A 22,475-nucleotide genomic window follows, 5' to 3' on the forward strand; every position below is an offset into this window, starting at 1 on the left:
AATCCCAGTTTCGTCAATTTAATAATGGTAATATTAAGCAGTTGTCTTTAGAGATGAACTTCTTTTATAAATGAAAGGCACCTTTGTCTTTCATTTATAAAATTTTTACATTGCATGGAAACCGCCTGCATAAATATCCGCCGTCCATAAATAACTAAAACTACTAAACAGAAAAATCGAGAAACTTATAGCATAAATAATAGTCTTTATTGGAGTATCACTCTTTTCTTCCTTTTTAATGTAATCTATAATAATATTCAATAAAAATATAATGCTCCATAAAAGTAATAAAAAGGGCTGTATTTTACCAACGATAGTGCACAGCAAATTTAGTGCACTAAAAATTAGTAAGCTGGCAGTCGTTAGCATGAATATAGTAAATAGTATATGCTTACATTTTTTTAAATACAATGGCAGCGTCGAGTTGGTTTTCTCGGCTTCCTCCTTTCTAAGCAAACAAGCAAATTTATATTGTGATAATGGTTCTATTATAATTTACACTTTTATAACAGGCTGATTGTATTCATTTGCGAAAGCTGTTTTATATTTATCTGTTATGACAGAGGTATAGAGATTGGAGGCTAATATGTCTTGTGTGAGCATTTTTTTTGCTGTTCCTGTAAGTGCCTCTATATCGGTGGAACGGACAAGAAGCGGCAGGGAGCTTTTTTTGGAAATGAGAGGAAGTATTTTTTCTCTGTCTTTTCGAAATCCTAAAAGGCGGGCATAAAAATGTCCTCCTTGCTGCGTGGATGTTTCTATATTTTCTTTTTTTATGCCGAGCATAATATGGAGGAGGGCGCGGTTAATTCTTGTCTGTGTGACTTCCCTGGTTTTGAGCAGTTCACAGAACTGTTTATAGTTAAAGAAATCATTTAAACAAGAACAGATACGGTTGGCAAGTTCTTCTGAAACATCATTGTAGCGTATGAATTCTTTTGGTTTTTTATTCAGCAGTTTATACTTTAATATCAATGAAAAATCATTTTGATATACAGGATAAAGGACATGGTGATAATCCTTTAAAAGTTCCAGACAGCAGGAGGGAACCTGGCTTTCCAATTCACCTAATATGTTGGAAAAAGGAGTGTTTTCAAAGGTGGAACCAAAGCTGCTCGTGTGTATAGAAGAACTAGAGTAGGCAAGCAGGGAACGAATGGCGGAGGCGGAGCTGTACTGACTGCTTAATGCAGTGTCATGGTAGTGGGATTCTTTTCGTTTGATTGTATATGGACGAATAGAGCTTTTTATTTTTTTTAACGCCTTTAAATATTCAATGCCAAGGATATTGTTGGGATCATTGAGAAGAAAGGCGCGGTCTTTTGAACCGCTGTATGCCGCAAGAGCCTCTTGTCTCGCAGCCGGGAAAGATTTGCCTTCTTTTAGTTCGGCCTGAAGGCGCTGCCTGTACTGCGGCGGTTCTTCTAAAAGAATATCTGCAATTGTGTTTAAGCCTTCTAAATCGTTACATTCACTGCCAAAGCAGAGTGCGTCTACAATATTCAGGCGGTCCAGAAAAGAGACGGCACCGCGGGCAAACAATTCAGCGCTTCCTGTGGCATAGCAGACGGGAAGTTCAAAAACAGCACTCGCACCGCATTTGAGTGCCATTTCCGCCCGCAGACGTTTGGGCATAACAGCAGGGGTTCCTCGCTGCACATAATCCCCACTCATAATGACAATGGCTGTATCGGCGCCTGTAATACGTTTCGCTTCTTCAATATGGTAACGGTGTCCGTTGTGGAAAGGATTATATTCTGTAATTAAACCGACAATTTTCATAAGAATCTCCTTGTATATAAATATATGAACTATTATACTATAAAAAGACAGGCTGATGGTAGAAAAATCATTGAAGAAAGAGGGTGCGGGCATAAAATGGGGAAAAGTCAGATTCTGGAGATGTTAGAAGCACACAATTATAAAGAGTTAAAAGAAGTTCTGGAGAGCATGCACCCGGTTGACATCGTAGAAATTTTAGAAGAACTGGACAAAAAGCAGATGATTCTGATTTTCCGCCTTCTTGCAAAGGAAGAAGCAGCGGAAGTATTTACAGATATGAACAGTGACAAGAGGGAGGATCTGATAAATGCACTGACAGATTCTGAGCTGGAAGAAGTCATGGAAGAAATGTATGTAGATGATACAGTGGATGTATTAGAAGAAATGCCTGCAAATGTAGTGGACAGACTTTTGCTTGCAACAGACGAGGAGACAAGGGTAAAAATCAATGCACTGCTGCAGTATCCTGAGGACAGTGCGGGCAGTATTATGAACGTAGAATATATCAGCCTTCGAAGAGAAATGACGGTGGCGGATGCGATTTTGAAGATTCGGCAGGTCGGCATTAATAAGGAAACGATTTATACCTGTTATGTGACGGAAAAAAGACATTTAATCGGCATGGTGGATGTAAAGGAGCTGCTTACAGCGGGAGAGTCCAGAAGGATTGAAGAGATCATGGATGAAAATGTACTCTATGCAAGAACCTTGGACGATCAGGAGGACGTGGCAAAAACGATTAAGAAATACGGACTGATTGCGATTCCGATCATAGATCATGAAAACTGCCTGGTCGGGATTGTAACAGTTGACGATGCTATGCTCGTTTTGCAGGATGAGACAACAGAGGACATCAGTATTATGGCCGGTGTCAGTCCAAATGAGGACTCTTACTTTGGCACCTCGATCTTTAAGCATGCAGGAAACCGTACTCCCTGGCTTATGCTTCTCATGCTTTCGGCAACAGTGACAGGGGAGATTCTCGGCTATTATGAGGAAGCAATGGCAGTGATGCCGGTCTTGATCACGTTTATTCCTATGCTGATGGGAACAGGAGGAAACTGTGGTTCCCAGAGTTCTACTTTAATTATACGCGGACTTGCGGTCGGAGAGATTCAGTTTAAAGATATTTTTCGCGTCATATTCAAAGAAATCAGGATTGCACTTGTAGTAAGTATGATGCTTGCATTTGTGAATGGAATCCGTATTTATATCATGTATGGGCAAAATATGATGCTTTCTGTGGCGCTTGGACTTACTATGATAGCTGTGGTTGTCATGGCGAAGTGCATTGGGTGTACGCTGCCGCTTCTGGCAAAAAAATTGGGGTTAGATCCTGCAATTATGGCGGCGCCTCTGATCACAACGATACTGGATACATGCACAATATTAGTATATTTTAATATCGTTACGACATTTTTTGGTATATAAAGAAGAATGTTGGAGAAAGGAATCCTCCAAAAGCGAAATATGAATTGGCAGAAATTTTTTATAATGATGATTTATTATATATGTAGGAGGAAAAAACAAAATGGACGAATTATATACGATAGGAGAGGTAAGCGAGATAACAGGTCTTTCCAAAGATACATTACGGTTTTACGATAAAATAGGACTTTTAACTCCGGGGTATATCAACCCGGATAATCACTACAGGTACTATACGTTTGAACAATTTTGGATTATTGATATTATTATTTGTTACCGTAAATTTAATATTCCATTGGACAGTATTAAGAAAATATTGCAGTCAAAGGAAAATGCTTCGGTTGTGGATGTACTAAAAGAGTATCAGAAGGTAGCACTTTCATTCAGGGATTATTTCCAAAAAGTAGTCGATGATATTTCATGGTATGAGAGACAACACCAGAAGATAAAACAGGCGGGGGGGTACGCCGGAGACTCTGACGATGAAATATTTCGGTGAAAGAAAAGTATTTTATTCTGAAAACCACAAGAACCAGAAAGCATTTCATATAGAGCTAATGAAAAAAAATAAAGAAATACTGGGAGAAGAAGTATCCATACGGAGACATTACGGGTTTCTGATAGACAGTAAAGAAATGAAGAAAAATCATTTTGTCAAGAAAGGAGAGTATATAGAGTTCGACAAAACAGAAGTAAGTGTGCGGCAGTCAGAGGAAACAATTATATTTCCGGCAGGCAGATATTTATGCAGTATCGTGAAGGTAATTGGCGAAAAAGCGGATTTTACCATTTTAAACACGTATCTGGAGAGACATAAAATTCAAACAGAATATGTGATTGCAGATGAGATAGGATTGCAGCTATTTGATTATACGGCTCATGAATATTTTTGTGAAATAAAGATATATATGCAATAGAATTGTATGCTTTTTATAAAAATACATAAAAAATTTTGTATATTTCTTATAAATTGATAAATTAATTGAAATTTATATTGACCTTGGAGTAACTCCAACCTTTATACTCAGTGTCAGAAAGAAGATAAAGGTCGGAGTTATTTTAGATCTAGTTAAATAACAGACTGACACTTTACCTAAATTATAAGTCAGGAGGAATGTAAAGATGAGCTTTGAAAAAAGGGTTACTATTTTGGGTGGCGGTCATGGAGCACACACAATGGCGGCAGATCTTACATTGAGAGGCTTTGAAGTGACATTGTACGAGATGCCGAGATTCAAGGCAGGAATTTCCCAGCTTTTTGAGACAAGGACGATCAAAATATCCGGTGTTGTGGAAGGGACGGCGGTGCTCCATGAAGTGACGGACGATATTGAAAAGGCTGTTTCCGGCAATAAGTATATTTTCCTGGTATGCCCTGCTTTTGCGCAAAACGATTATGCGCGGCTATTAAAAGGAAAACTGACGAAGGACCAGGTGCTTATATGTATTCCGGGTGCATGGGGAAGTCTGCTTTTTAATCATGTGTTTGAAGGAGAAGAAAAACCGATCTTTGCTGAGACAGACACGCTTCCCTATGACACACGTCTGACCGGTCCGTGTACAGTCAGTTGTTTCGGACGGAACAAAGTAGGGATTGGGTTTATTCCTGCGAATAAGAGTGGAGAGGTTATGCAGGAGCTGTATGAATTCTTTCCATTTCATAAGGTTTATAAGGATGCTCTGGAGACAGGAATTGCAAATATTAATCCGGCGTTACATTCGGGACCATGTGTCATCAATCTGGGCCCCATTGAAAATCGTGCAACAGGTGATTTCTATTTATATGAGCACGGCTTTACACCTTCAGCAGCCAGGGTAAATATAGAATTGGACAATGAACGCAAAAAGATCGGTGAAGCATTGGGCTATCATATTACCGCGCTGGAGGATTTCCTTGGAATGGAAGAAGGATATACATGGCAGGATATGTACAGATGTGTACACGGATGTATTTCTCTGACACCGATTTGCGGTCCGAACGATATCAATAACAGATACCTGACAGAGGATGCTCCATATGGTCTTGTGCCATGGTCAAGTCTGGCAAAACTTCTCGGTGTAGATACGCCGGTGATTGATTCGGTTATTCATATTTATAACGCGGTACATACTACAGACTGGTTCGAGAGAGGACGTACAGTCGACGAGATAGGGCTTGACGGTATGACAGCAGAAGAAATTAAGAATTATGTTGCAAGCGGAAAAAAATAATAAATAGCGCAGTCCCGGAGATTCAGTCTTGTTGAGTTTCCGGGAATGTGCGCGTGTGGAAGAGGTGATTATATGACTGACAGAATGGCAAAACTAAGGGAAAATCAGCGCAAGGTAAAGCCAGCAATAAGTGCAGAGCGTTTACTCCTTGCGACAGAAGCGTACAAAAAATATGCAGGCGAGCCAATTTGGCTTTTTCGGGCGCACATATTAGAGTATGTGCTGGATCACAAGAAAATCGTTATTCGTGATGGTGAACTGCTTTTGGGATCTGCGACAGAAAAAATCAGAGCGGGTCTGATTTTTCCGGAATACAGTTCTGGACTTATGTGGCTGAAGGGAGAACTGCCGGGCATGCCTACGCGCGCGACAGACGCTATGGATGTGACTGCGGAAGAACAGAAGACAATCCTGGAATGTCTGGATTACTGGGACAACAAATCTACGGAGGATATTATGAATGCTACAATGCCGCAGTGGATAAAAGATGCAGAGACGGCAGGTGCGTTTAAATCGGGTGGACGGGGATTGTCCTCCTCTGCGATCAGTATGAATTTTAAGAGGATGCTGGGGCATGGTTTCCGCTGGCACATAGAAGACTGCCAGCGCCGAATTGATGAGGCATATGAAACTCCGATGACATTGGAAAAGGAACAGAAGGTACTGTATTGGAAATCACTGATCGTTGTGATGGAGGCGACAATACGGTTTGCACACCGCAATGCAGAGGAAGCGGAGAAACTGGCAGAGGAAACGCAGGACAACGCACGCAGAGAAGAACTGCTTGAAATGGCGCGGATCTGTCGAAAGGTTCCGGAGTTTCCTCCTGAAACTTTCTGGGAGGCTATTCAGCATGAATGGATGATGCATGTGGTTATGCACATTGAATGTAATGCACATTCAACGCAGCTCCATAGATTTGATGTATGGTTTTATCCCTACTATAAAAAGGACTTAGAAGCGGGAAAAATCGATCGTGAAAGAGGAATCGAATTAATAGAACAACTGATGTTAAAAATTGACTCATTGTTTTTTATTGCTGATAATTATTATGCAAAAGCAAACGCCGGACTGCCAACGTGGCAGAATATGCATCTTGGCGGTTACACAGAGGACGGCGAGGATGCCTGTAATGAGCTGACAGAGATGGCGTTGGACGCAGCCTACGAGATGCGCCTTTCCAATCCTCCGTTGATTCTGCGCTATAATAAGAAAACACCGGAACATATCGTAAATAAAGCGACAAAGATGATACAGGAAGGATTGGCGAATCCGGCATTTTTTAGTGATGATACAGCAATTAAAATCGTGCTGAACAAAGGAGGTACATTAAAAGAAGCGCGTGACTGGTGTACAACAGGTTGTGTGGAAACAATGCCGGGATGCGGGCAGGCGGACGGAAGTCCAATCGGCGGTTATCTGAATATGCCAAAGGTACTTGAGCTTACACTGCACAATGGAAAGGATCCGAGAACAGGGCTGGAGGTAGGGCTGAAAACCGGTGATCCGCGGAACTTTAAGAACATTGAGGAATTCATAAAGGCATACGAGAAGCAGTTATATTATTTTGCGGATATGCATACATATGCTGTCAATGCGACAATGTCGGTACAGGCGTATTATCTGCCCTGCGTATACCATTCTATTTTCCTGGATGGCTGTATTGAACGGGGAAAGACAATACAGGAGGGCGGAGCAAATCAGATGTTTACCAGCCTGTTTATGGCGGGACCCGCCACCGCGGCGGACAGCATCAATGCGATCGAATTTGCGGTGTTTAAGGAAAAGAAGCTGACCATGGATGAACTGATACAGCTCTGTGATGACAACTTCGAGGGAAATGAGGCAATGCGTCAGTATTTGATAAACAGAGCGCCAAAATATGGAAACGATATTGAAGAGTTAGATCAGAGGCTGGCAGACATTATAGAAAACCTTGCACATCACTACCAGGCGATTCAAGACTGTCGCGGAGGAAGGTACTCTGCGGGGAACATGACGCAGACTCACAATGTACCGCTTGGAAGCTACTGCGGGGCTACGCCGGACGGGCGTCTTGCGCATACACCGATTTCCGACAATGCTTCTCCGATGATGGGAAGAGATACGAGCGGTCCAACCGCTTCGGCCAACTCGGTAGCGAAAATGCACATTGAGCACAACCATGCGGCGCAGCTTTATAATATACGGTTCGATCCACATGGCGTTGCGGGGGAAAACGGAGCAAAAATTATAGAAGGAATTTTCCGTAATTATTGTGAAAACGGCGGATATCATATCCAGGCGAACGTAGTGGATAATGAGACGCTGCGAAAAGCGCAGAAGGATCCAGAAAACTACCGCGATATTGTAGTACGTGTTTCAGGGTATCTTGCTTATTTTACAGAACTAGATGAATCGGTGCAGAATACGATTATAGACCGCACGATTCATTTGGCTTAAATATATCCCTGCATCCCAACGCAGATGCAGGGAAACTACAAAGATGTAAAAGAGGTCGTATTGATATGAAATCATTGATAGGCGGAATACAGAAATTTTCTACAGGTGACGGCCCTGGAATCCGTACGACAGTTTTCTTAAAGGGATGTCCACTGAATTGCAGATGGTGCCATAATCCAGAACTTATCAGCTTTGAAAATCAACTGATGTATACGAAGAAAAAATGCATTGTATGCGGTGCATGCGCGTCTGTATGCCCGACAGGAGCAATTGGGGTTGATAAAGAAAATAATTTTATCTATCAGAAAGAAAAGTGCCAGAAATGCTTTGCATGCACGGAGGTATGTTACACAGGCGCTCTGCGCACGACAGCAAAATATATGACAATAGAAGAGATCATGAAGCTGGTGATACAGGACAAAGGTTACTATGTGCATACAGGAGGCGGACTGACTATCAGCGGAGGAGAATGTCTTAGCAGCGGCAGATTTGCGCTAGAACTCGCCAGGAAAGCAAAGAAGCAGGGCATTGACGTGGCGATAGAAACAAGCGGAATGGGAGATTACGACACTCTTTACAAACTGGGAGAAGCAGTGGATCATATTCTTTTTGACTTAAAGGCGATAGACGATTCTGTTCATAAAAAATATGTTGGCGCTTCTAATAAAAAAATTCTTGAGAATTTGAAAAGGATTGCGGCAATCCCCTCCCTTAATGCCAAAATTCAGATACGAATGCCAATGATACATCCTGTCAACGATGGGGAGAAAATGATACAGGACAGCATCGCCTTTATGAAGGAAAACGGATTATTTGATGCAGCGCTGCTTCCCTACCATGAAATGGGGCTTTCTAAATCGGCAGCACTGGGAATGGAGATCGTAAGATTTGAGGAACCTGCGGAAGAAAGTCTTCGAGGCATATGGAAAAAATTTATGGACGCCGGATTTCATGTGACGGTATCTGGGAAAGATTTTTTAAAAAACAAATAAACAAAAAATTTAGCAAATGGCAAATAGATGAGAAAGGGGGCAGTTTATGAAAGAAAATCCTGTGAAAAATCCAAAAAGAAGTACTCTATCCTTGATCGATAAATGGGTGGTGCTTCCTGTAGCAGTTGTTTTAATCCCGTTTATTATTTATGGTTTTGTGGAACCAGAATCTTTTGCGAAAGCAGCTTCTGCCGTATTCGACTTTTCAGTTGAGAACTTCGGGGCAATTTTATTATTGGGACCGTTCTTTCTGGTTGTTTTCTGTGTGGGTATGATGTTTACAAAATGGGGCAATATCCGTATCGGCGGAGAAAATGCAAAACCGGAAATGTCCAGATTCTCCTGGTTTTCGATTGCGCTGACGACCTGTATCGGAATCGGCCTTGTCTATTATGGCACATATGAACCTTTAAATTTCGTAGTAAACCCACCCGCTTTTCTGGGAATAGAAGGAAGCTCGCCGGCAGCGGTAGAGTCCTGGGGATATGTATTTATGCATTGGCTGATAACCCCATACTCTCTGTATACGGCAGGGGGACTGTGTCTGACAATGATGGTATATCATGCACGTAGAAAAGGAAAATATAGTTCCGGTATGTATCCATTATTTGGAAAAAGAGTAGATGGCAGACTGGGATCTGTCATTGACGCATTTGTGCTTCTGGTTACATTTGGAGGTCTTTGTGCGTCTATCGGAGTGGCCGCCCTGCAACTGACTGGAGGAACCGGCTACGTGTTTGGCAAGGATTTCAGTAACAAAACAGCCTATCTTCTGGTTATTTTGCTTGTCACAGCCCTTTGTATTCTCACAACAAGTACCGGCTTGAAAAAGGGGATGATGTACCTGGCGAAGATAAATGTTGTATTGTTTTTTGCATTGCTGTTAGGAGCATTTCTCTTAGGTCATACTGTTTTTCAGATGGACAGTATGACAAATGCCCTTGGATATTATCTGGATAATTTCTTAAAAATATCTCTGAATACAGAACCTGGATATCAAACCGGCTGGGTAGGCGAGTGGACGGTATTCTTTAATGCATGGTATCTAGTTTGTACGCCGGTATTTGGAATTTTTCTTGTCAAGCTTGCAAAAGGCAGAACGATCCGTGAATTTATCGCGGTGAATCTGATAGGACCGAGTATCTTTATTTTTCTCTGGTTCGGAATATTTGGCGGTGAGGCAATCTATATACAGACAAACGGCATCGCAGATCTTGGAGCTATCTTACAGGAAAAAGGAGCAGAGGTAGCGAATTTTGCCCTTGCGGAATATCTGCCGCTGGCAGGCTTCTTCAAAATAGGCGGATTGATCGCTGTATTCCTTTCTTTTGCAACCTGCGTACAGTCACAGATTCTGGCAATTTCGGACAGCAGTACCGTAAACGGAGCTGAGGAATCTTCTCCTGTGAAATTACGTATATTTTGGGGCATTATCGCTGGAGCGTTCGGATGTGCTGTACTTCTGGCAGGCGGATATGATTCTTTACAGACAGTGCTGGTGGCATTAGGCCCTATTGCATTGATCCTGATGCTGCTGTCGGCGGCCGGATTTATCAAAAGTCTGGTACAGCGAGAAAAATACGATTTGGTGCTAAAGGAAGAAACGGCGGCAAAAATTGTAAAAGCAAAGGACAAAAGTGAAATATAGCGGGTTATCCCATGTATACGGACGGAAGACCGTTTAAAAATGAAAGAATGAGAACGGAGCAGAAACGGAAAGTTTGTGCTCCGTTTCTTTGTTAAAGATATAAGGAGAATAAATAGATTGTACTTAAAAATGCACATAGATTTCCCGGAAATTTCCTTGTATACAAAAAACCTTTGCGTTATAATAAGGCTTAAGTGAGAAATTATGAAAGGTGGCTGTAAACCATGGGATTTATTGATGAAATCAAAGCAAGAGCGAAAGCTGACAAAAAAACAATCGTTCTTCCTGAGACAGAGGACGAAAGAACGTATAAGGCTGCAGAGGCAGTTTTAAGAGACGGGACAGCAAATCTTATTTTGGTAGGAAAAAAAGAAGAAATTGAAAAAAACAAAAAAAATTATGACATTTCCGGAGCTGTAATTGTGGATCCTGCTACGAGTGAAAAGACAGAAAGTTATATTGCAAAGCTCGTAGAGCTGAGACAGAAAAAAGGAATGACAGAGGAGAAGGCAAGAGAGCTGCTTTTGTCAAATTATTTATATTATGGTGTTATGATGGTAAAAATGAAAGATGCGGACGGAATGGTTTCCGGAGCATGCCATTCTACAGCAGATACATTGCGTCCATGCCTTCAGATTTTGAAAACAAAGCCAGGTACAAAACTGGTATCTGCTTTCTTTTTGATGGTTGTGCCGGACTGTGATATGGGAGCTGACGGTACATTCATTTTCGGAGATTCAGGACTGGAACAGAATCCAGATCCGGAAAAACTGGCGAACATTGCACTTTCTTCCGCAGAGTCTTTCCGTACACTGACAGGAAAAGAACCGATTGTCGCAATGCTTTCTCATTCTACAAAGGGAAGCGCGAAGCATGCGGATGTGGATAAAGTAGTGGAAGCTACAAAGCTTGCGAAAGAATTAGCACCAGACTTAAAACTGGACGGCGAACTGCAGCTTGATGCGGCGATTGTTCCGGCAGTCGGAGAGTCAAAGGCACCGGGAAGCCCGGTGGCCGGACATGCCAATGTTTTGATTTTCCCAGATTTGGATGCGGGAAATATCGGATATAAATTAGTGCAAAGACTTGCAAAAGCAGAGGCGTATGGTCCTCTGACACAGGGAATTGCGGCTCCGGTCAATGATTTGTCCCGCGGATGCAGCGCAGAAGATATCGAAGGAGTAGTTGCGATTACAGCAGTACAGGCACAGGCTCAATAAGAAAAGAACAGAAGCGCTTTTGTGTGGTCTGAGGACAGAAAAGCGCTGTCTAGGCATTAAGAAAAATTTTCAGGAGGAATAAGAAAATGAATGTATTAGTAATCAACTGTGGAAGCTCTTCCCTGAAATTCCAGCTTATCGACGCGGAATCAGAGAAAGTAATGGCAAAGGGTATCTGTGAAAGGATCGGAATTGACGGACAGTTTACCTATCAGCCGGCAGGCGGAGAAAAGGAGAAATCTGCAAAACCAATGCCGACACATACAGAGGCAATTCAGTATGTGCTGGAGGCGCTGACAAATGATAAGACAGGAGTCGTAAGCAGTCTGGACGAGATTGGAGCAGTGGGACACCGTATGGTACACGGCGGAGAAAAATTCGCATCTTCTGTTGTCATTACAGAGGAAGTAAAGAAGGCGGTAGAAGAGTGCAACGAGCTGGCGCCGCTTCATAATCCTGCAAACCTGATCGGAGTAGAGGCATGCGAGAAGCTTATGCCGGGTACACCGATGGTTGGTGTATTTGATACCGCGTTCCACCAGACAATGCCTGCAAGAGCATATATGTACGGACTTCCATATGAATACTATGAGAAATATAAAGTAAGACGTTACGGGTTCCATGGGACAAGCCACAGCTTTGTATCTAAGAGAGCAGCGGAAGTAATGGAGAAGCCATATGATCAGCTAAAAACAATTGTGTGCCATCTCGGAAATGGAGCGAGTGTAACGGCAGTGTTAAACGGCAAATCGGTAGATACTTCTATGGGACTGACTCCGCTGGAGGGGCTTGTGATGGGGACGAGAAGCGGAGATATTGATCCGGCAATTATGGAATTTATCGCACACAAGGAAGGACTTGATATTGACGGCATGATGAAGGTGCTGAATAAGGATTCTGGTGTTTATGGGATTTCCGGAGGACTTTCCAGTGATTTCCGCGACTTGACGGATGCTTCATTGGCAGGGGATAAGAAGGCGCAGACTGCAATGGAGGTATTTTCCTATCGTGTCGCAAAATATATCGGAGCTTATGCGGCTGCCATGAATGGAGTAGACGATATTGTATTTACTGCCGGAATCGGCGAGAATGATGATATTGTAAGAAGCCAGGTGTGCAGCTATCTGGGATATTTGGGAGTGGAATTTGACGAGGAAAAGAACAAAGGCTTGAGAGGAAAAGAAGAAGAGCTTTCCAAACCAGGCTCAAAAGTAAGAGTATTTGTCATTCCTACAAATGAAGAACTGGCAATCGCAAGAGAGACGATGGCGCTGGTAAAATAGAATCAAAGACACCTCTTGACAAACAGTATTTACATGCTATAATAGTCTAGGTATGGATAGGAGTAATCAGTTATGTTAATCAACCTGTCAGACGTCATGTCAGATCGGCATGAGACGGTGGATGAAACAGTGGAACTTAATATGGATATGTTTCAGTCAAAAGCAGGACAGTTTCCTATTGTCAGGAAAAATCCGGTGCATATAAGAGTGGAGCATGTCAGAGGAAAGGAAATGTTGATATATGTACAGACAGACCTTGACATTGAGATTCCCTGTGACAGATGTCTAAAAGAAGTCCGGCAGAAATTTGTGCTGGATATAAAGAAGCATATAGACTTAGAAGTGCCGGATGATAAGTTGACAGAAGAACTGGATGAATCCAATTTTATTATTGACGGATATAACCTTGACATAGAGAAATTACTCTATAATGAGATTTTGATAGGATGGCCGGTGAAAGTCCTGTGCAGGGAAGACTGCCGGGGAATCTGCAGTATATGTGGTCAGAATCTGAACGAGGGTTTTTGTAACTGTGAAGATACGGGGCTTGACCCTAGAATGTCGGTTGTCCGTGACCTATTTAAGAATTTTAAGGAGGTGTAACCTATGTCAATCTGTCCAAAGAATAAATCTTCAAAGGCAAGAAGAGATAAAAGAAGAGCAAACTGGAAGATGAGTGCTCCGAATCTGGTAAAATGCAGCAAATGCGGAGAACTTATGATGCCTCACAGAGTGTGCAAGGCGTGCGGCTCTTACAACAAAAAAGAAATCATTTCTGTAGATTAATCAGGAAAGAGAGAAAAGGCGTAAAAACTTTGTATTTTACGTCTTTTTTTATTGATTTTTACTATGATTTCCAGTAGAATAATTGTCAGTAGCGATAGGAGGAGAAGAAATGTCTGATATTACAAGAGTCGCCCTGGATGCGATGGGCGGAGATAATGCGCCGAAAGAAATCGTTAAAGGGGCAGTGGAAGCCGTGAAGCTAAGAAAGGATATTCATGTCCTGCTGACCGGACGGGAGGAAGTATTAAAGAAAGAATTATCAGAATATACTTATCCGGAAGACCAAATTGAGATTATCAATGCGACGGAAGTAATTGAAACTGCGGAGCCGCCGGTAATGGCGATTCGAAGAAAAAAAGATTCATCCATCGTAGTGGCCATGAACCTTGTGAAAAAGAAAGAGGCAGATGCCTTTGTATCGGCAGGGAGTACCGGTGCTGTTCTGGTAGGAGGACAGCTTTTGGTTGGAAGGATTAAAGGCGTAAAAAGACCTCCTTTGGCGCCGCTTTTACCTACTCTAAAGGGTGTTTCACTTCTGATAGACTGTGGGGCGAATGTAGACGCGCGTTCGTCTCATTTGGTACAGTTTGCAAGGATGGGGACTATTTATATGGAACATGTTCTCGGCAAGAAAAATCCTACGGTCGGAATTGTCAATATTGGGGCAGAGGAAGAAAAAGGAAATGCACTTGTAAAGGAGACATTCCCGATTTTAAAGGCATGCAAAGATATTCATTTTATCGGAAGCGTGGAGGCACGCGAGATTCCGTATGGAGCCGCGGACGTGATAGTCTGTGAGGCGTTTGTAGGAAATGTAATTCTCAAGCTTTATGAGGGCGTAGGCGGAGCCTTGGTTAAGAAAATCAAGAAAGGAATGATGAGCTCTGTAAGAAGCAAGATAGGAGCACTTCTTGTAAAACCAGCGCTGAAAGCTACTTTAAAAGACTTTGATTCCAGTGAATACGGCGGTGCACCGCTTCTGGGATTGAATGGACTGGTTGTCAAAACACATGGAAGTTCTACTTCAAAAGAGGTATGCAATTCCATTATCCAATGCCTTACTTTCAAAGAACAGAGGATCAATGAGAAGATAAGAGAAGCGATCCAGAAGGCAGAGGATGAACAAAAAGAAGAATAATCAGGAAAGAAAGGAAAGAGAACTATGGAATTTGAAAAATTACAGGAAATCATTGCGGACGTCTTAAATGTCCAGAAGGAGGAAATTACACCGGAGACTACATTCGTAGATGACCTGGGGGCAGATTCGTTGGATATTTTCCAGATTATTATGGGGATTGAAGAAGAATTTGATATTGAGATTGACAATGAAGAAGCGGAGAAAATTACCACGGTGCAGGACGCAGTAGATCAGATTAAAAAGGCTGTTGAATAATAGGAATGGAAAAATGAAAAAGCCCCTATGGGCTTTTTCATTTTAAGAGGAAGTTAATATATGAATGAAAAGTTAAAAAAACTAGAGAGACAAATCGGCTATACCTTTCAGGATTTTTCTCTGTTAAAGAAAGCCATGATGCACAGCTCCTATACAAATGAGAAGCATATGGAGAAGCATTACTGCAATGAACGGCTGGAGTTTTTGGGAGATGCAGTATTAGAACTGGTATCCAGTGAATATCTGTTTCTAAATGAGCCGAAGGTTTCAGAAGGAGAACTGACAAAGACAAGGGCCAGTATGGTATGTGAGCCGTCGCTGGCGTTTTGCGCACGTGAAATCGGGCTGGGAGAGTACTTGCTTCTGGGAAGAGGGGAAGAAGCAACGGGAGGCAGACAGAGAGATTCGATTACTTCTGATGCAATGGAGGCTTTAATTGGAGCAATCTACCTGGATGGTGGTTTTACTAATGCAAAAGAGTTCATCCATCGTTTTATAATGACAGATTTGGAGAATAAAAAACTCTTTTATGATAGTAAAACTATTTTACAGGAAATGATACAGGCACAGACAGATGAAAGAATTCTCTATCAGCTTGTAAAAGAAGAAGGGCCGGACCACAACAAATCTTTTTTTGTGGAGGTAAAAATCGGGGACAGAACATTCGGTATCGGGAAAGGGCGCACTAAGAAAGCAGCAGAGCAAAAGGCAGCTTATGAAGCAATCCTGAAACTGAAAAAAGAAAGATAAAGCGGGGATTTTATGTATTTAAAAAGTATAGAGGTACAGGGGTTTAAGTCTTTTGCCAATAAGATAAAGTTTGAATTTCATAATGGGATCACAGCCATTGTAGGTCCAAACGGAAGCGGAAAAAGCAATGTGGCAGATGCAGTGAGATGGGTGTTAGGAGAGCAGCGGGTAAAGCAGCTAAGAGGCGGCAGTATGCAGGATGTTATTTTTTCTGGAACAGAGAACAGAAGACCCTTAAGCTATGCGTTTGTGGCAATTACCCTGGATAACTCCGATCACCAGCTTCCGGTTGACTATAAAGAAGTGACAGTGACAAGAAAGCTTTATCGCTCTGGAGAAAGTGAGTATCTGATTAACGGGACAATGTGCCGGTTAAAAGATATAAATGAAATGTTTTATGATACGGGGATTGGAAAAGAAGGCTATTCCATTATCGGACAAGGGCAGATTGATAAAATACTAAGTGGAAAACCAGAAGAGAGAAGAGAGCTTTTTGATGAAGCTGCCGGAATTGTGAAGTTTAAGAGAAGAAAGAATATGTCTGTGAAGAAGCTGGAAGAAGAACAGATGAATTTAACCAGGGTAAACGATATTCTTTCTGAATTAGAACATCAGCTGGGGCCTCTGGAAATACAGGCAGAGGTGGCAAGGGAATATTTAAAGAAAAAAGAAGAATTAAAAACCTATGACATCAATATGTTTCTTTTGGAAGCAGAGCGCGTAAAAGAGCAGATACGGGGAATCGAAGAAAAATACGAGACTGCCTCAGAAGAATTAAAAAGTGCCAGTGTACATTATGAAGAGATGAAGGCGGAGTATGAGGCAATAGAGGAAGAAGTAGACGAAATTGACTACTCTATTGAGAAAGCAAAGAGCCAGTTAAATGAGACAACCTTATTAAAACAACAGCTGGAAGGAAACATCAATGTCTTAAAAGAACAGATTAACACAGCTCGTATGAATGATGAGCATTATGACAATCGTCTGAGTACCATTCGGGTAGAGATTGAGACGAGACAGGCACAAAAGAGAGAGCTGTGCAGTGAAAAAGAGCAGGCGCACGCAAAATTAAGCGATATATCCGCAAAAGATAATGAAGCAAAGCAGGCTCTGATAGAAATTCAGACACGGATTGCGCAGCAGACAGATCAAATAGAGAAAAGCAAACAAGAGATCATGGAGCTGCTTGGAAACCGCGCTTCCACAAAAGCAAAAATCCAGCATTATGATACAACAAAACAGCAGATTACCTCCAGAAAAGAAATATTGAAGGAAAGCTTACATGAGCTTGACAAGGAGACAAAGAAACAGGATGAGGCTCTGCTTGTACATGAAAATGAACAGAATAAAATAAGAAAAGAGATTGCAGGATATACTGCCCAGATAGAGGAGAATGAAAAACAGATTGAAGATTTAAAAAGAGAACTGACAGAAAAACAGGAGAAGCTGCGGATTGGGCAGACTGCGTACCACAGGGAATCCTCCCGTTTAGAATCCTTGAAAAATATTACAGAGCGCTATGACGGATATGGGAACAGCATCCGCAAAGTGATGGCAAACAGGGAAAAAGAGAGAGGACTTCTCGGCGTTGTGGCAGATATTATTAAAGTAGAAAAGGAATATGAGATAGCCATAGAGACAGCGCTTGGGGGCAGTATTCAAAATATTGTTACAGACAACGAAAATACGGCAAAGCGGATGATTGCCTATTTAAAACAAAACAAATTTGGGCGTGCGACATTCCTGCCATTGACGAGTATGGCAAAAGGAAATACAATCCGCACGCCGGAGGCGTTAAAGGAGCCAGGGGTTGTTGGACTTGCGCATACACTGGTACATGTAGAAAAACAATTTGAGGTGCTTGCAGAACAGCTTTTGGGCCGTACGATCGTAGTAGACGAGATTGATCATGGAATACAGCTTGCCAGAAAATACCGTCAGTCGCTGCGGATTGTGACGCTGGAGGGGGAACTGATCAATCCAGGCGGAGCTATGACAGGAGGCGCGTTTAAGAATTCAAGTAATTTATTAAGCAGGCGCAGGGAGATTGAAGAGTTTGAAAAAACGGTTGCTCTGCTAAAAGCGGATATGGATGAGATGGAGCAATCGGTCAATCGTATAAAACAGAAACGTACTGCATGCTATAATGAAATGGATGAGATACAGGAAAGGCTTCGTAAGGCATCTGTTATAGAAAATACGGCGAAGATGCATATCGAACAGATAAAAAGCAGACAGGCAGAGACAAAGAAGCGGCAAGAGGCGTATAGGGCTGAACAAGAGACACTTAAGAGAAATCTGGAAGAAATTTTGGACAATGAAGATTCGATTCAGATGGAGTTGGAGACTTCGGAAAGTCTGGAACAGGAATTGAACAGAAAGATAGACAGACTAAACAGTATGTTGTCAGAAGACAGAGAAAAAGAGGCGGTACAGCTTCATACTTCAGAAGAAGTGCATCTGTCCTTAGCCGGATTAGAGCAGCAGAATGTATTTATTCTGGAAAATATCAGCCGTATTGAAGAAGAAATCCAGAAATTTACAGATGAATTAAAAGAATTAGATGTAAATAAAGGGAATGCGGCCGAAGAGATTCAGAAAAAAGAAAAGGAAATTGTAGAATTAAAAGAGACAATTGAAAATTCGAAAGAATTGTTTATAGAAATCGAGGAAGAGATCAAAGCACAGGTTAAGAAGCGGGAAGAGTTAAACCGCAAACACAAGGATTTCTTAGGAGAGAGAGAAGAGATTTCCAGACATATGTCAGATCTGGACAAAGAGTGTTTTCGTCTGAACAGCCAGAAAGAGTCTTATGAAGAAGCGGCTGAAAAGCTGATAAATTATATGTGGGAAGAATATGAAATCACATATAATCATGCAATGGAGCTTAGAAATGAAAATCTGACAGATCTTGCTTATATGAAACGGCAGATACAGAACTTAAAAAATGACATCAAGAAATTAGGGACAGTGAATGTCAATGCCATAGAAGATTATAAAAACCTGCTGGAACGGTATACATTTTTAAAAGACCAGCATGATGATTTAGTAGAGGCAGAAAAATCTCTGCAGCAGATTATTGAAGAGCTGGACACCGCAATGCGCAGGCAGTTTAAGGAGCAATTTGCCTTGATTTCCAAGGAGTTTGACCATGTGTTTAAACAGTTGTTCGGCGGAGGAAAAGGAACGCTGGAATTAATGGAAGAGGAGGACATATTGGAGGCGGGAATCCGCATTATCGCACAGCCTCCGGGAAAGAAGCTGCAGAATATGATGCAGCTCTCTGGGGGAGAGAAAGCTCTGACGGCAATTTCTCTTTTGTTTGCAATACAGAATCTAAAGCCTTCCCCGTTCTGCCTTTTGGATGAGATTGAAGCGGCTTTGGATGATAACAATGTGGACCGTTTTGCGCAGTATCTGCATAAGCTGACAGAGAATACACAGTTTATTGTGATTACACACAGAAGGGGAACGATGACCTCTGCGGACAGGCTGTATGGAATTACAATGCAGGAGAAGGGGGTTTCCACTCTTGTATCTGTGGATCTGTTGGAAAAGGAGCTGGATAAATAGTAATTTATGATACTGACTAGAAAGAAAGGAAAAAAAGATGGAAGAAAAACAGGGTTTTTTTAAACGACTTGTATCAGGCCTTAGCAAGACGAGAGATAATATTGTCTTCGGTATGGATAGTATTTTCCATGGTTTTACTCAAATCAATGATGACTTCTATGAGGAGCTGGAAGAGACACTGATTATGGGAGACTTGGGCGTACGCACGACAATGGAAATTATTGAGAATCTGAAAGAAAAAGTACGCAGCGAGCATATAAAAGAACCAGCCCAGTGCAGACAGCTTTTGATCGACAGTATCCGGGAACAGATGCATGTGGGAGAAACAGCGTATGAATTTGAAAATCGGACGTCGGTCGTATTTGTAATTGGTGTAAACGGAGTAGGAAAAACGACAACGATTGGAAAACTGGCTGGGAAGCTTCATGCACAAGGGAAAAAAGTGGTTCTGGCTGCGGCGGATACATTTCGTGCTGCTGCGGGGGAGCAGTTAAAGGAATGGGCAAACCGTTCCGAAACAGAGATGATTGGCGGACAGGAAGGTGCAGATCCGGCATCTGTAGTGTATGATGCGGTTGCGGCGGCAAAGGCACGAAAAGCAGATGTACTGCTCTGTGATACGGCGGGGAGGCTTCATAATAAGAAGAACCTGATGGAAGAACTAAAGAAAATCAACCGTGTAATTGAGAGGGAATATCCCGAAGCTTACAGGGAAACACTGGTAGTACTGGATGCGACCACCGGACAGAATGCACTTGCACAGGCAAAGGAATTCAATGAGGTGGCAGAGATTACGGGGGTAATCCTGACAAAGATGGATGGAACTGCCAAGGGTGGTATTGCAGTGGCGATTCAGTCAGAGCTGGGAATCCCTGTCAAATATATTGGAGTAGGCGAAAGAATAGAGGATTTACAGAAATTTGATGCGGATGAATTTGTAAATGCACTGTTTTATAAGACAGAGGAGAAAGAAGGGTAAGAGATGTTGACATTGGAAAAGTTTGAGGAAGCAAGTGAAATCGTAAAGCAGGTAACCAACCCTACAAAACTGGTCTACAGTGATTATTTAAGTGCACAGACTGGCGGAAAAGTTTATTTGAAGCCAGAAAATATGCAGCATACAGGCGCATATAAATTAAGAGGCGCTTACTATAAAATCTGTACACTGACCGAAGAAGAAAGAGAAAAAGGGCTGATTACAGCATCGGCAGGAAATCACGCGCAAGGTGTTGCTTATGCCGCACAAAAATATGGCTGTAAGGCAACCATTGTTATGCCTACAGTGACGCCTCTGATCAAAGTAAACCGCACAAAAAATTATGGGGCAGAGGTGATTTTGTACGGAGATGTATATGACGATGCCTGTGCATATGCAATGGAGCTTGCAGAGAAAAATGGATATACATTTGTTCATCCATTTGATGATCTGGATGTGGCAACAGGACAGGGAACGATAGCAATGGAAATTGTACAGGAGCTTCCCACAGTGGACTATATTTTCGTTCCAATTGGAGGAGGGGGCCTGGTGACAGGAATTTCTGTACTTGCAAAGATGCTTAACCCTAAGATTAAGGTGATTGGGGCAGAACCGGCAGAGGCGGCAAGTATGACGGCTGCACTGGCAGCAGGAGAGGTTGTGGAACTGGACAGCGCGGATACGATCGCCGACGGAACAGCGGTAAAGGCTGTTGGTGAGAAAATTCTTCCCTATGTGAAAGAAAATGTAGATGATGTTCTGCTTGTGGAGGATGATGAACTGATTGGAGCATTTCTGGACATGGTAGAAAATCATAAAATGGTTGTAGAGAATTCAGGACTGCTTTCTGTAGCGGCATTAAAGCAGATGGATTTAAGAGGGAAAAAGGCAGTTTGTGTTTTGAGTGGGGGAAATATGGATGTAATTACAATGGCCTCCATTGTACAGCATGGACTGATTCAGAGAGACAGAATTTTTTCTGTATCTGTGCTTCTTCCAGATAAACCAGGCGAGCTGGTCAGCGTGGCAGCGACCATTGCAGATGCAAAAGGAAATGTTATCAAGCTGGAACACAATCAGTTCGTAAGTACAAACCGCAATGCGGCAGTGGAGCTGCGTATTACGATGGAAGCATTTGGAACAGAGCATAAGAAAAAGATATTAGATGCTCTGGAGAAAAAAGGATTTCGGCCCAAATTAATCAGTGCAAAGCTTTATTAATCCGATAGAAGAACATCTCTAAGAAAGAAAGGCGAAAAAGCATGGAGAGAAAAAGTCCCAGAAACGGAGAAATCTACACACATTTCAAAGGACAGCAATATCAGGTACTTTGCGTGGCTGTGCATACCGAGACAGAAGAAGAACTGGTAGTATACCAGGCACTATATGGAGAGCGGAAAATCTATGCCAGACCCCTTGAGATGTTTCTAAGTCTGGTAGACAAAAATAAATATCCGGACGCAGCACAGGTATACCGGTTTGAGCTGTGTAAAAATATAAAAGCAGAAGCAGAAGAAAAAAAGGAGGCTCCACTGATCTTTGATTTTCTAGAACTAGAAAAGAACGAAGAAAAGGCAGAGTTTTTGCAGAAAAATAAAAAGAAGCTGGACAGCACTTTCTTAAGCGCTGCGGCAGAGAGCCTGGAGTACACAGAAAATGAAGGTACACTCGAAGAAAGATACCAAGATTTGATAAAATTTTTAAAGACAAAGATGAAATATGAAGGAAGAAGACTCAGATAATGAAATATAAAGTTAATTGACGAAAGAACAGAACCGGCTTCACGTTGTTATAGCCCTTCAATTAGAAGTATCTATACTACTTCCGATTGGAAATGCATAGCAGCGTGAAGCCGATTTTTTCCGTTACGAATTATAAACTTAAGCTGGCGAAAGTGTGAGTGTGAAAGAGATGCTTTGCGTGAGTGAGGAATTTCGGCGAAGCCCTGACGAACGATGCAAAGCATCTCTTTTACACGTCCTTTTTGCTAC

General features: G+C 42.1%; 19 protein-coding genes. 18 read left to right on the top strand and 1 reads right to left on the bottom strand.

Going from position 1 to position 22,475, the window contains the following annotated elements; genetic code table 11:
- Positions 1-495: 495 nt before the first annotated feature.
- Complete coding sequence (locus H8S37_RS01685) at positions 496-1,782, bottom strand: nucleotidyltransferase (protein ID WP_186874322.1); 1,287 nt, start codon at positions 1,780-1,782, stop codon at positions 496-498.
- Positions 1,783-1,878: 96 nt separating this feature from the next.
- On the opposite strand from H8S37_RS01685, the gene mgtE reads away from it, so the two are divergent.
- From mgtE to H8S37_RS01775, 18 genes are all read left to right on the top strand, one after another.
- Positions 1,879-3,213: a magnesium transporter gene (gene mgtE, locus H8S37_RS01690; RefSeq protein WP_186874323.1), complete on the top strand. Its 1,335-nt coding sequence runs from the start codon at positions 1,879-1,881 to the stop codon at positions 3,211-3,213.
- Positions 3,214-3,313: 100 nt separating this feature from the next.
- On the top strand, positions 3,314-3,709 hold the full coding sequence (locus H8S37_RS01695) for a MerR family transcriptional regulator (RefSeq protein WP_186874324.1): 396 nt from the start codon (positions 3,314-3,316) through the stop codon (positions 3,707-3,709).
- On the top strand, positions 3,693-4,127 hold the full coding sequence (locus tag H8S37_RS01700) for a hypothetical protein (RefSeq protein WP_186874325.1): 435 nt from the start codon (positions 3,693-3,695) through the stop codon (positions 4,125-4,127). The genes H8S37_RS01695 and H8S37_RS01700 overlap by 17 nt, the downstream gene beginning before the upstream one ends.
- Before the next feature lie 205 nt (positions 4,128-4,332).
- A complete protein-coding gene (locus H8S37_RS01705; RefSeq protein ID WP_186874326.1) occupies positions 4,333-5,421 on the top strand; it encodes an NAD/NADP octopine/nopaline dehydrogenase family protein in 1,089 nt (362 codons plus the stop codon).
- A 72-nt stretch (positions 5,422-5,493) separates the two neighbouring features.
- The gene (locus H8S37_RS01710; RefSeq protein WP_186874327.1) at positions 5,494-7,863 is read left to right on the top strand and encodes a glycyl radical protein; all 2,370 of its coding nucleotides are present in this window, start codon (positions 5,494-5,496) and stop codon (positions 7,861-7,863) included.
- 65 nt (positions 7,864-7,928) lie between these two features.
- Positions 7,929-8,855 (top strand): glycyl-radical enzyme activating protein, encoded by a 927-nt coding sequence (locus tag H8S37_RS01715; RefSeq protein ID WP_186874328.1) that lies wholly within the window; start codon positions 7,929-7,931, stop codon positions 8,853-8,855.
- A gap of 46 nt (positions 8,856-8,901) precedes the next feature.
- On the top strand, positions 8,902-10,503 hold the full coding sequence (locus tag H8S37_RS01720) for a BCCT family transporter (protein WP_186874329.1): 1,602 nt from the start codon (positions 8,902-8,904) through the stop codon (positions 10,501-10,503).
- 224 nt (positions 10,504-10,727) lie between these two features.
- Complete coding sequence (gene pta, locus H8S37_RS01725; RefSeq protein ID WP_186874330.1) at positions 10,728-11,723, top strand: phosphate acetyltransferase; 996 nt, start codon at positions 10,728-10,730, stop codon at positions 11,721-11,723.
- A gap of 86 nt (positions 11,724-11,809) precedes the next feature.
- The gene (locus H8S37_RS01730; RefSeq protein ID WP_186874331.1) at positions 11,810-13,006 is read left to right on the top strand and encodes an acetate kinase; all 1,197 of its coding nucleotides are present in this window, start codon (positions 11,810-11,812) and stop codon (positions 13,004-13,006) included.
- 72 nt (positions 13,007-13,078) lie between these two features.
- Positions 13,079-13,609 carry a YceD family protein gene (locus tag H8S37_RS01735; RefSeq protein WP_186874332.1) on the top strand — a complete coding sequence of 177 codons (531 nt, stop codon included), beginning with the start codon at positions 13,079-13,081 and terminating at the stop codon, positions 13,607-13,609.
- Positions 13,610-13,612: 3 nt separating this feature from the next.
- A complete protein-coding gene (rpmF, locus tag H8S37_RS01740) occupies positions 13,613-13,792 on the top strand; it encodes a 50S ribosomal protein L32 (protein WP_004068723.1) in 180 nt (59 codons plus the stop codon).
- Positions 13,793-13,901: 109 nt separating this feature from the next.
- Positions 13,902-14,930 (top strand): phosphate acyltransferase PlsX, encoded by a 1,029-nt coding sequence (plsX, locus tag H8S37_RS01745; RefSeq protein ID WP_186874333.1) that lies wholly within the window; start codon positions 13,902-13,904, stop codon positions 14,928-14,930.
- 24 nt (positions 14,931-14,954) lie between these two features.
- Positions 14,955-15,185 carry an acyl carrier protein gene (acpP, locus tag H8S37_RS01750; protein WP_186874334.1) on the top strand — a complete coding sequence of 77 codons (231 nt, stop codon included), beginning with the start codon at positions 14,955-14,957 and terminating at the stop codon, positions 15,183-15,185.
- 60 nt (positions 15,186-15,245) lie between these two features.
- Complete coding sequence (gene rnc, locus H8S37_RS01755) at positions 15,246-15,935, top strand: ribonuclease III (protein ID WP_186874335.1); 690 nt, start codon at positions 15,246-15,248, stop codon at positions 15,933-15,935.
- A gap of 12 nt (positions 15,936-15,947) precedes the next feature.
- Positions 15,948-19,508, top strand: coding sequence for a chromosome segregation protein SMC (gene smc / locus H8S37_RS01760; protein WP_186874336.1), 3,561 nt, complete (start codon positions 15,948-15,950; stop codon positions 19,506-19,508).
- 37 nt (positions 19,509-19,545) lie between these two features.
- A complete protein-coding gene (gene ftsY / locus H8S37_RS01765; protein WP_186874337.1) occupies positions 19,546-20,487 on the top strand; it encodes a signal recognition particle-docking protein FtsY in 942 nt (313 codons plus the stop codon).
- Positions 20,488-20,490: 3 nt separating this feature from the next.
- Positions 20,491-21,705: a threonine ammonia-lyase gene (gene ilvA / locus H8S37_RS01770; RefSeq protein ID WP_186874338.1), complete on the top strand. Its 1,215-nt coding sequence runs from the start codon at positions 20,491-20,493 to the stop codon at positions 21,703-21,705.
- 41 nt (positions 21,706-21,746) lie between these two features.
- Positions 21,747-22,226 carry a DUF1653 domain-containing protein gene (locus tag H8S37_RS01775; RefSeq protein WP_186874339.1) on the top strand — a complete coding sequence of 160 codons (480 nt, stop codon included), beginning with the start codon at positions 21,747-21,749 and terminating at the stop codon, positions 22,224-22,226.
- Positions 22,227-22,475: the final 249 nt, after the last annotated feature.

It is taken from the genome of Mediterraneibacter hominis (genome assembly GCF_014287475.1).
GTDB lineage: Bacteria > Bacillota > Clostridia > Lachnospirales > Lachnospiraceae > Mediterraneibacter > Mediterraneibacter hominis.

Coding starts and splice junctions, on each gene's coding strand:
- rnc (WP_186874335.1), top strand. CDS start 15,246: ATGAATGAAAAGTTAAAAAAACTAGAGAGACAAATCGGCTATACCTTT.
- ilvA (WP_186874338.1), top strand. CDS start 20,491: ATGTTGACATTGGAAAAGTTTGAGGAAGCAAGTGAAATCGTAAAGCAG.
- ftsY (WP_186874337.1), top strand. CDS start 19,546: ATGGAAGAAAAACAGGGTTTTTTTAAACGACTTGTATCAGGCCTTAGC.
- H8S37_RS01730 (WP_186874331.1), top strand. CDS start 11,810: ATGAATGTATTAGTAATCAACTGTGGAAGCTCTTCCCTGAAATTCCAG.
- H8S37_RS01715 (WP_186874328.1), top strand. CDS start 7,929: ATGAAATCATTGATAGGCGGAATACAGAAATTTTCTACAGGTGACGGC.
- H8S37_RS01720 (WP_186874329.1), top strand. CDS start 8,902: ATGAAAGAAAATCCTGTGAAAAATCCAAAAAGAAGTACTCTATCCTTG.
- acpP (WP_186874334.1), top strand. CDS start 14,955: ATGGAATTTGAAAAATTACAGGAAATCATTGCGGACGTCTTAAATGTC.
- smc (WP_186874336.1), top strand. CDS start 15,948: ATGTATTTAAAAAGTATAGAGGTACAGGGGTTTAAGTCTTTTGCCAAT.
- plsX (WP_186874333.1), top strand. CDS start 13,902: ATGTCTGATATTACAAGAGTCGCCCTGGATGCGATGGGCGGAGATAAT.
- mgtE (WP_186874323.1), top strand. CDS start 1,879: ATGGGGAAAAGTCAGATTCTGGAGATGTTAGAAGCACACAATTATAAA.
- H8S37_RS01685 (WP_186874322.1), bottom strand. CDS start 1,782: ATGAAAATTGTCGGTTTAATTACAGAATATAATCCTTTCCACAACGGA.
- H8S37_RS01705 (WP_186874326.1), top strand. CDS start 4,333: ATGAGCTTTGAAAAAAGGGTTACTATTTTGGGTGGCGGTCATGGAGCA.
- H8S37_RS01775 (WP_186874339.1), top strand. CDS start 21,747: ATGGAGAGAAAAAGTCCCAGAAACGGAGAAATCTACACACATTTCAAA.
- pta (WP_186874330.1), top strand. CDS start 10,728: ATGGGATTTATTGATGAAATCAAAGCAAGAGCGAAAGCTGACAAAAAA.
- H8S37_RS01695 (WP_186874324.1), top strand. CDS start 3,314: ATGGACGAATTATATACGATAGGAGAGGTAAGCGAGATAACAGGTCTT.
- H8S37_RS01710 (WP_186874327.1), top strand. CDS start 5,494: ATGACTGACAGAATGGCAAAACTAAGGGAAAATCAGCGCAAGGTAAAG.
- H8S37_RS01700 (WP_186874325.1), top strand. CDS start 3,693: ATGAAATATTTCGGTGAAAGAAAAGTATTTTATTCTGAAAACCACAAG.
- H8S37_RS01735 (WP_186874332.1), top strand. CDS start 13,079: ATGTTAATCAACCTGTCAGACGTCATGTCAGATCGGCATGAGACGGTG.
- rpmF (WP_004068723.1), top strand. CDS start 13,613: ATGTCAATCTGTCCAAAGAATAAATCTTCAAAGGCAAGAAGAGATAAA.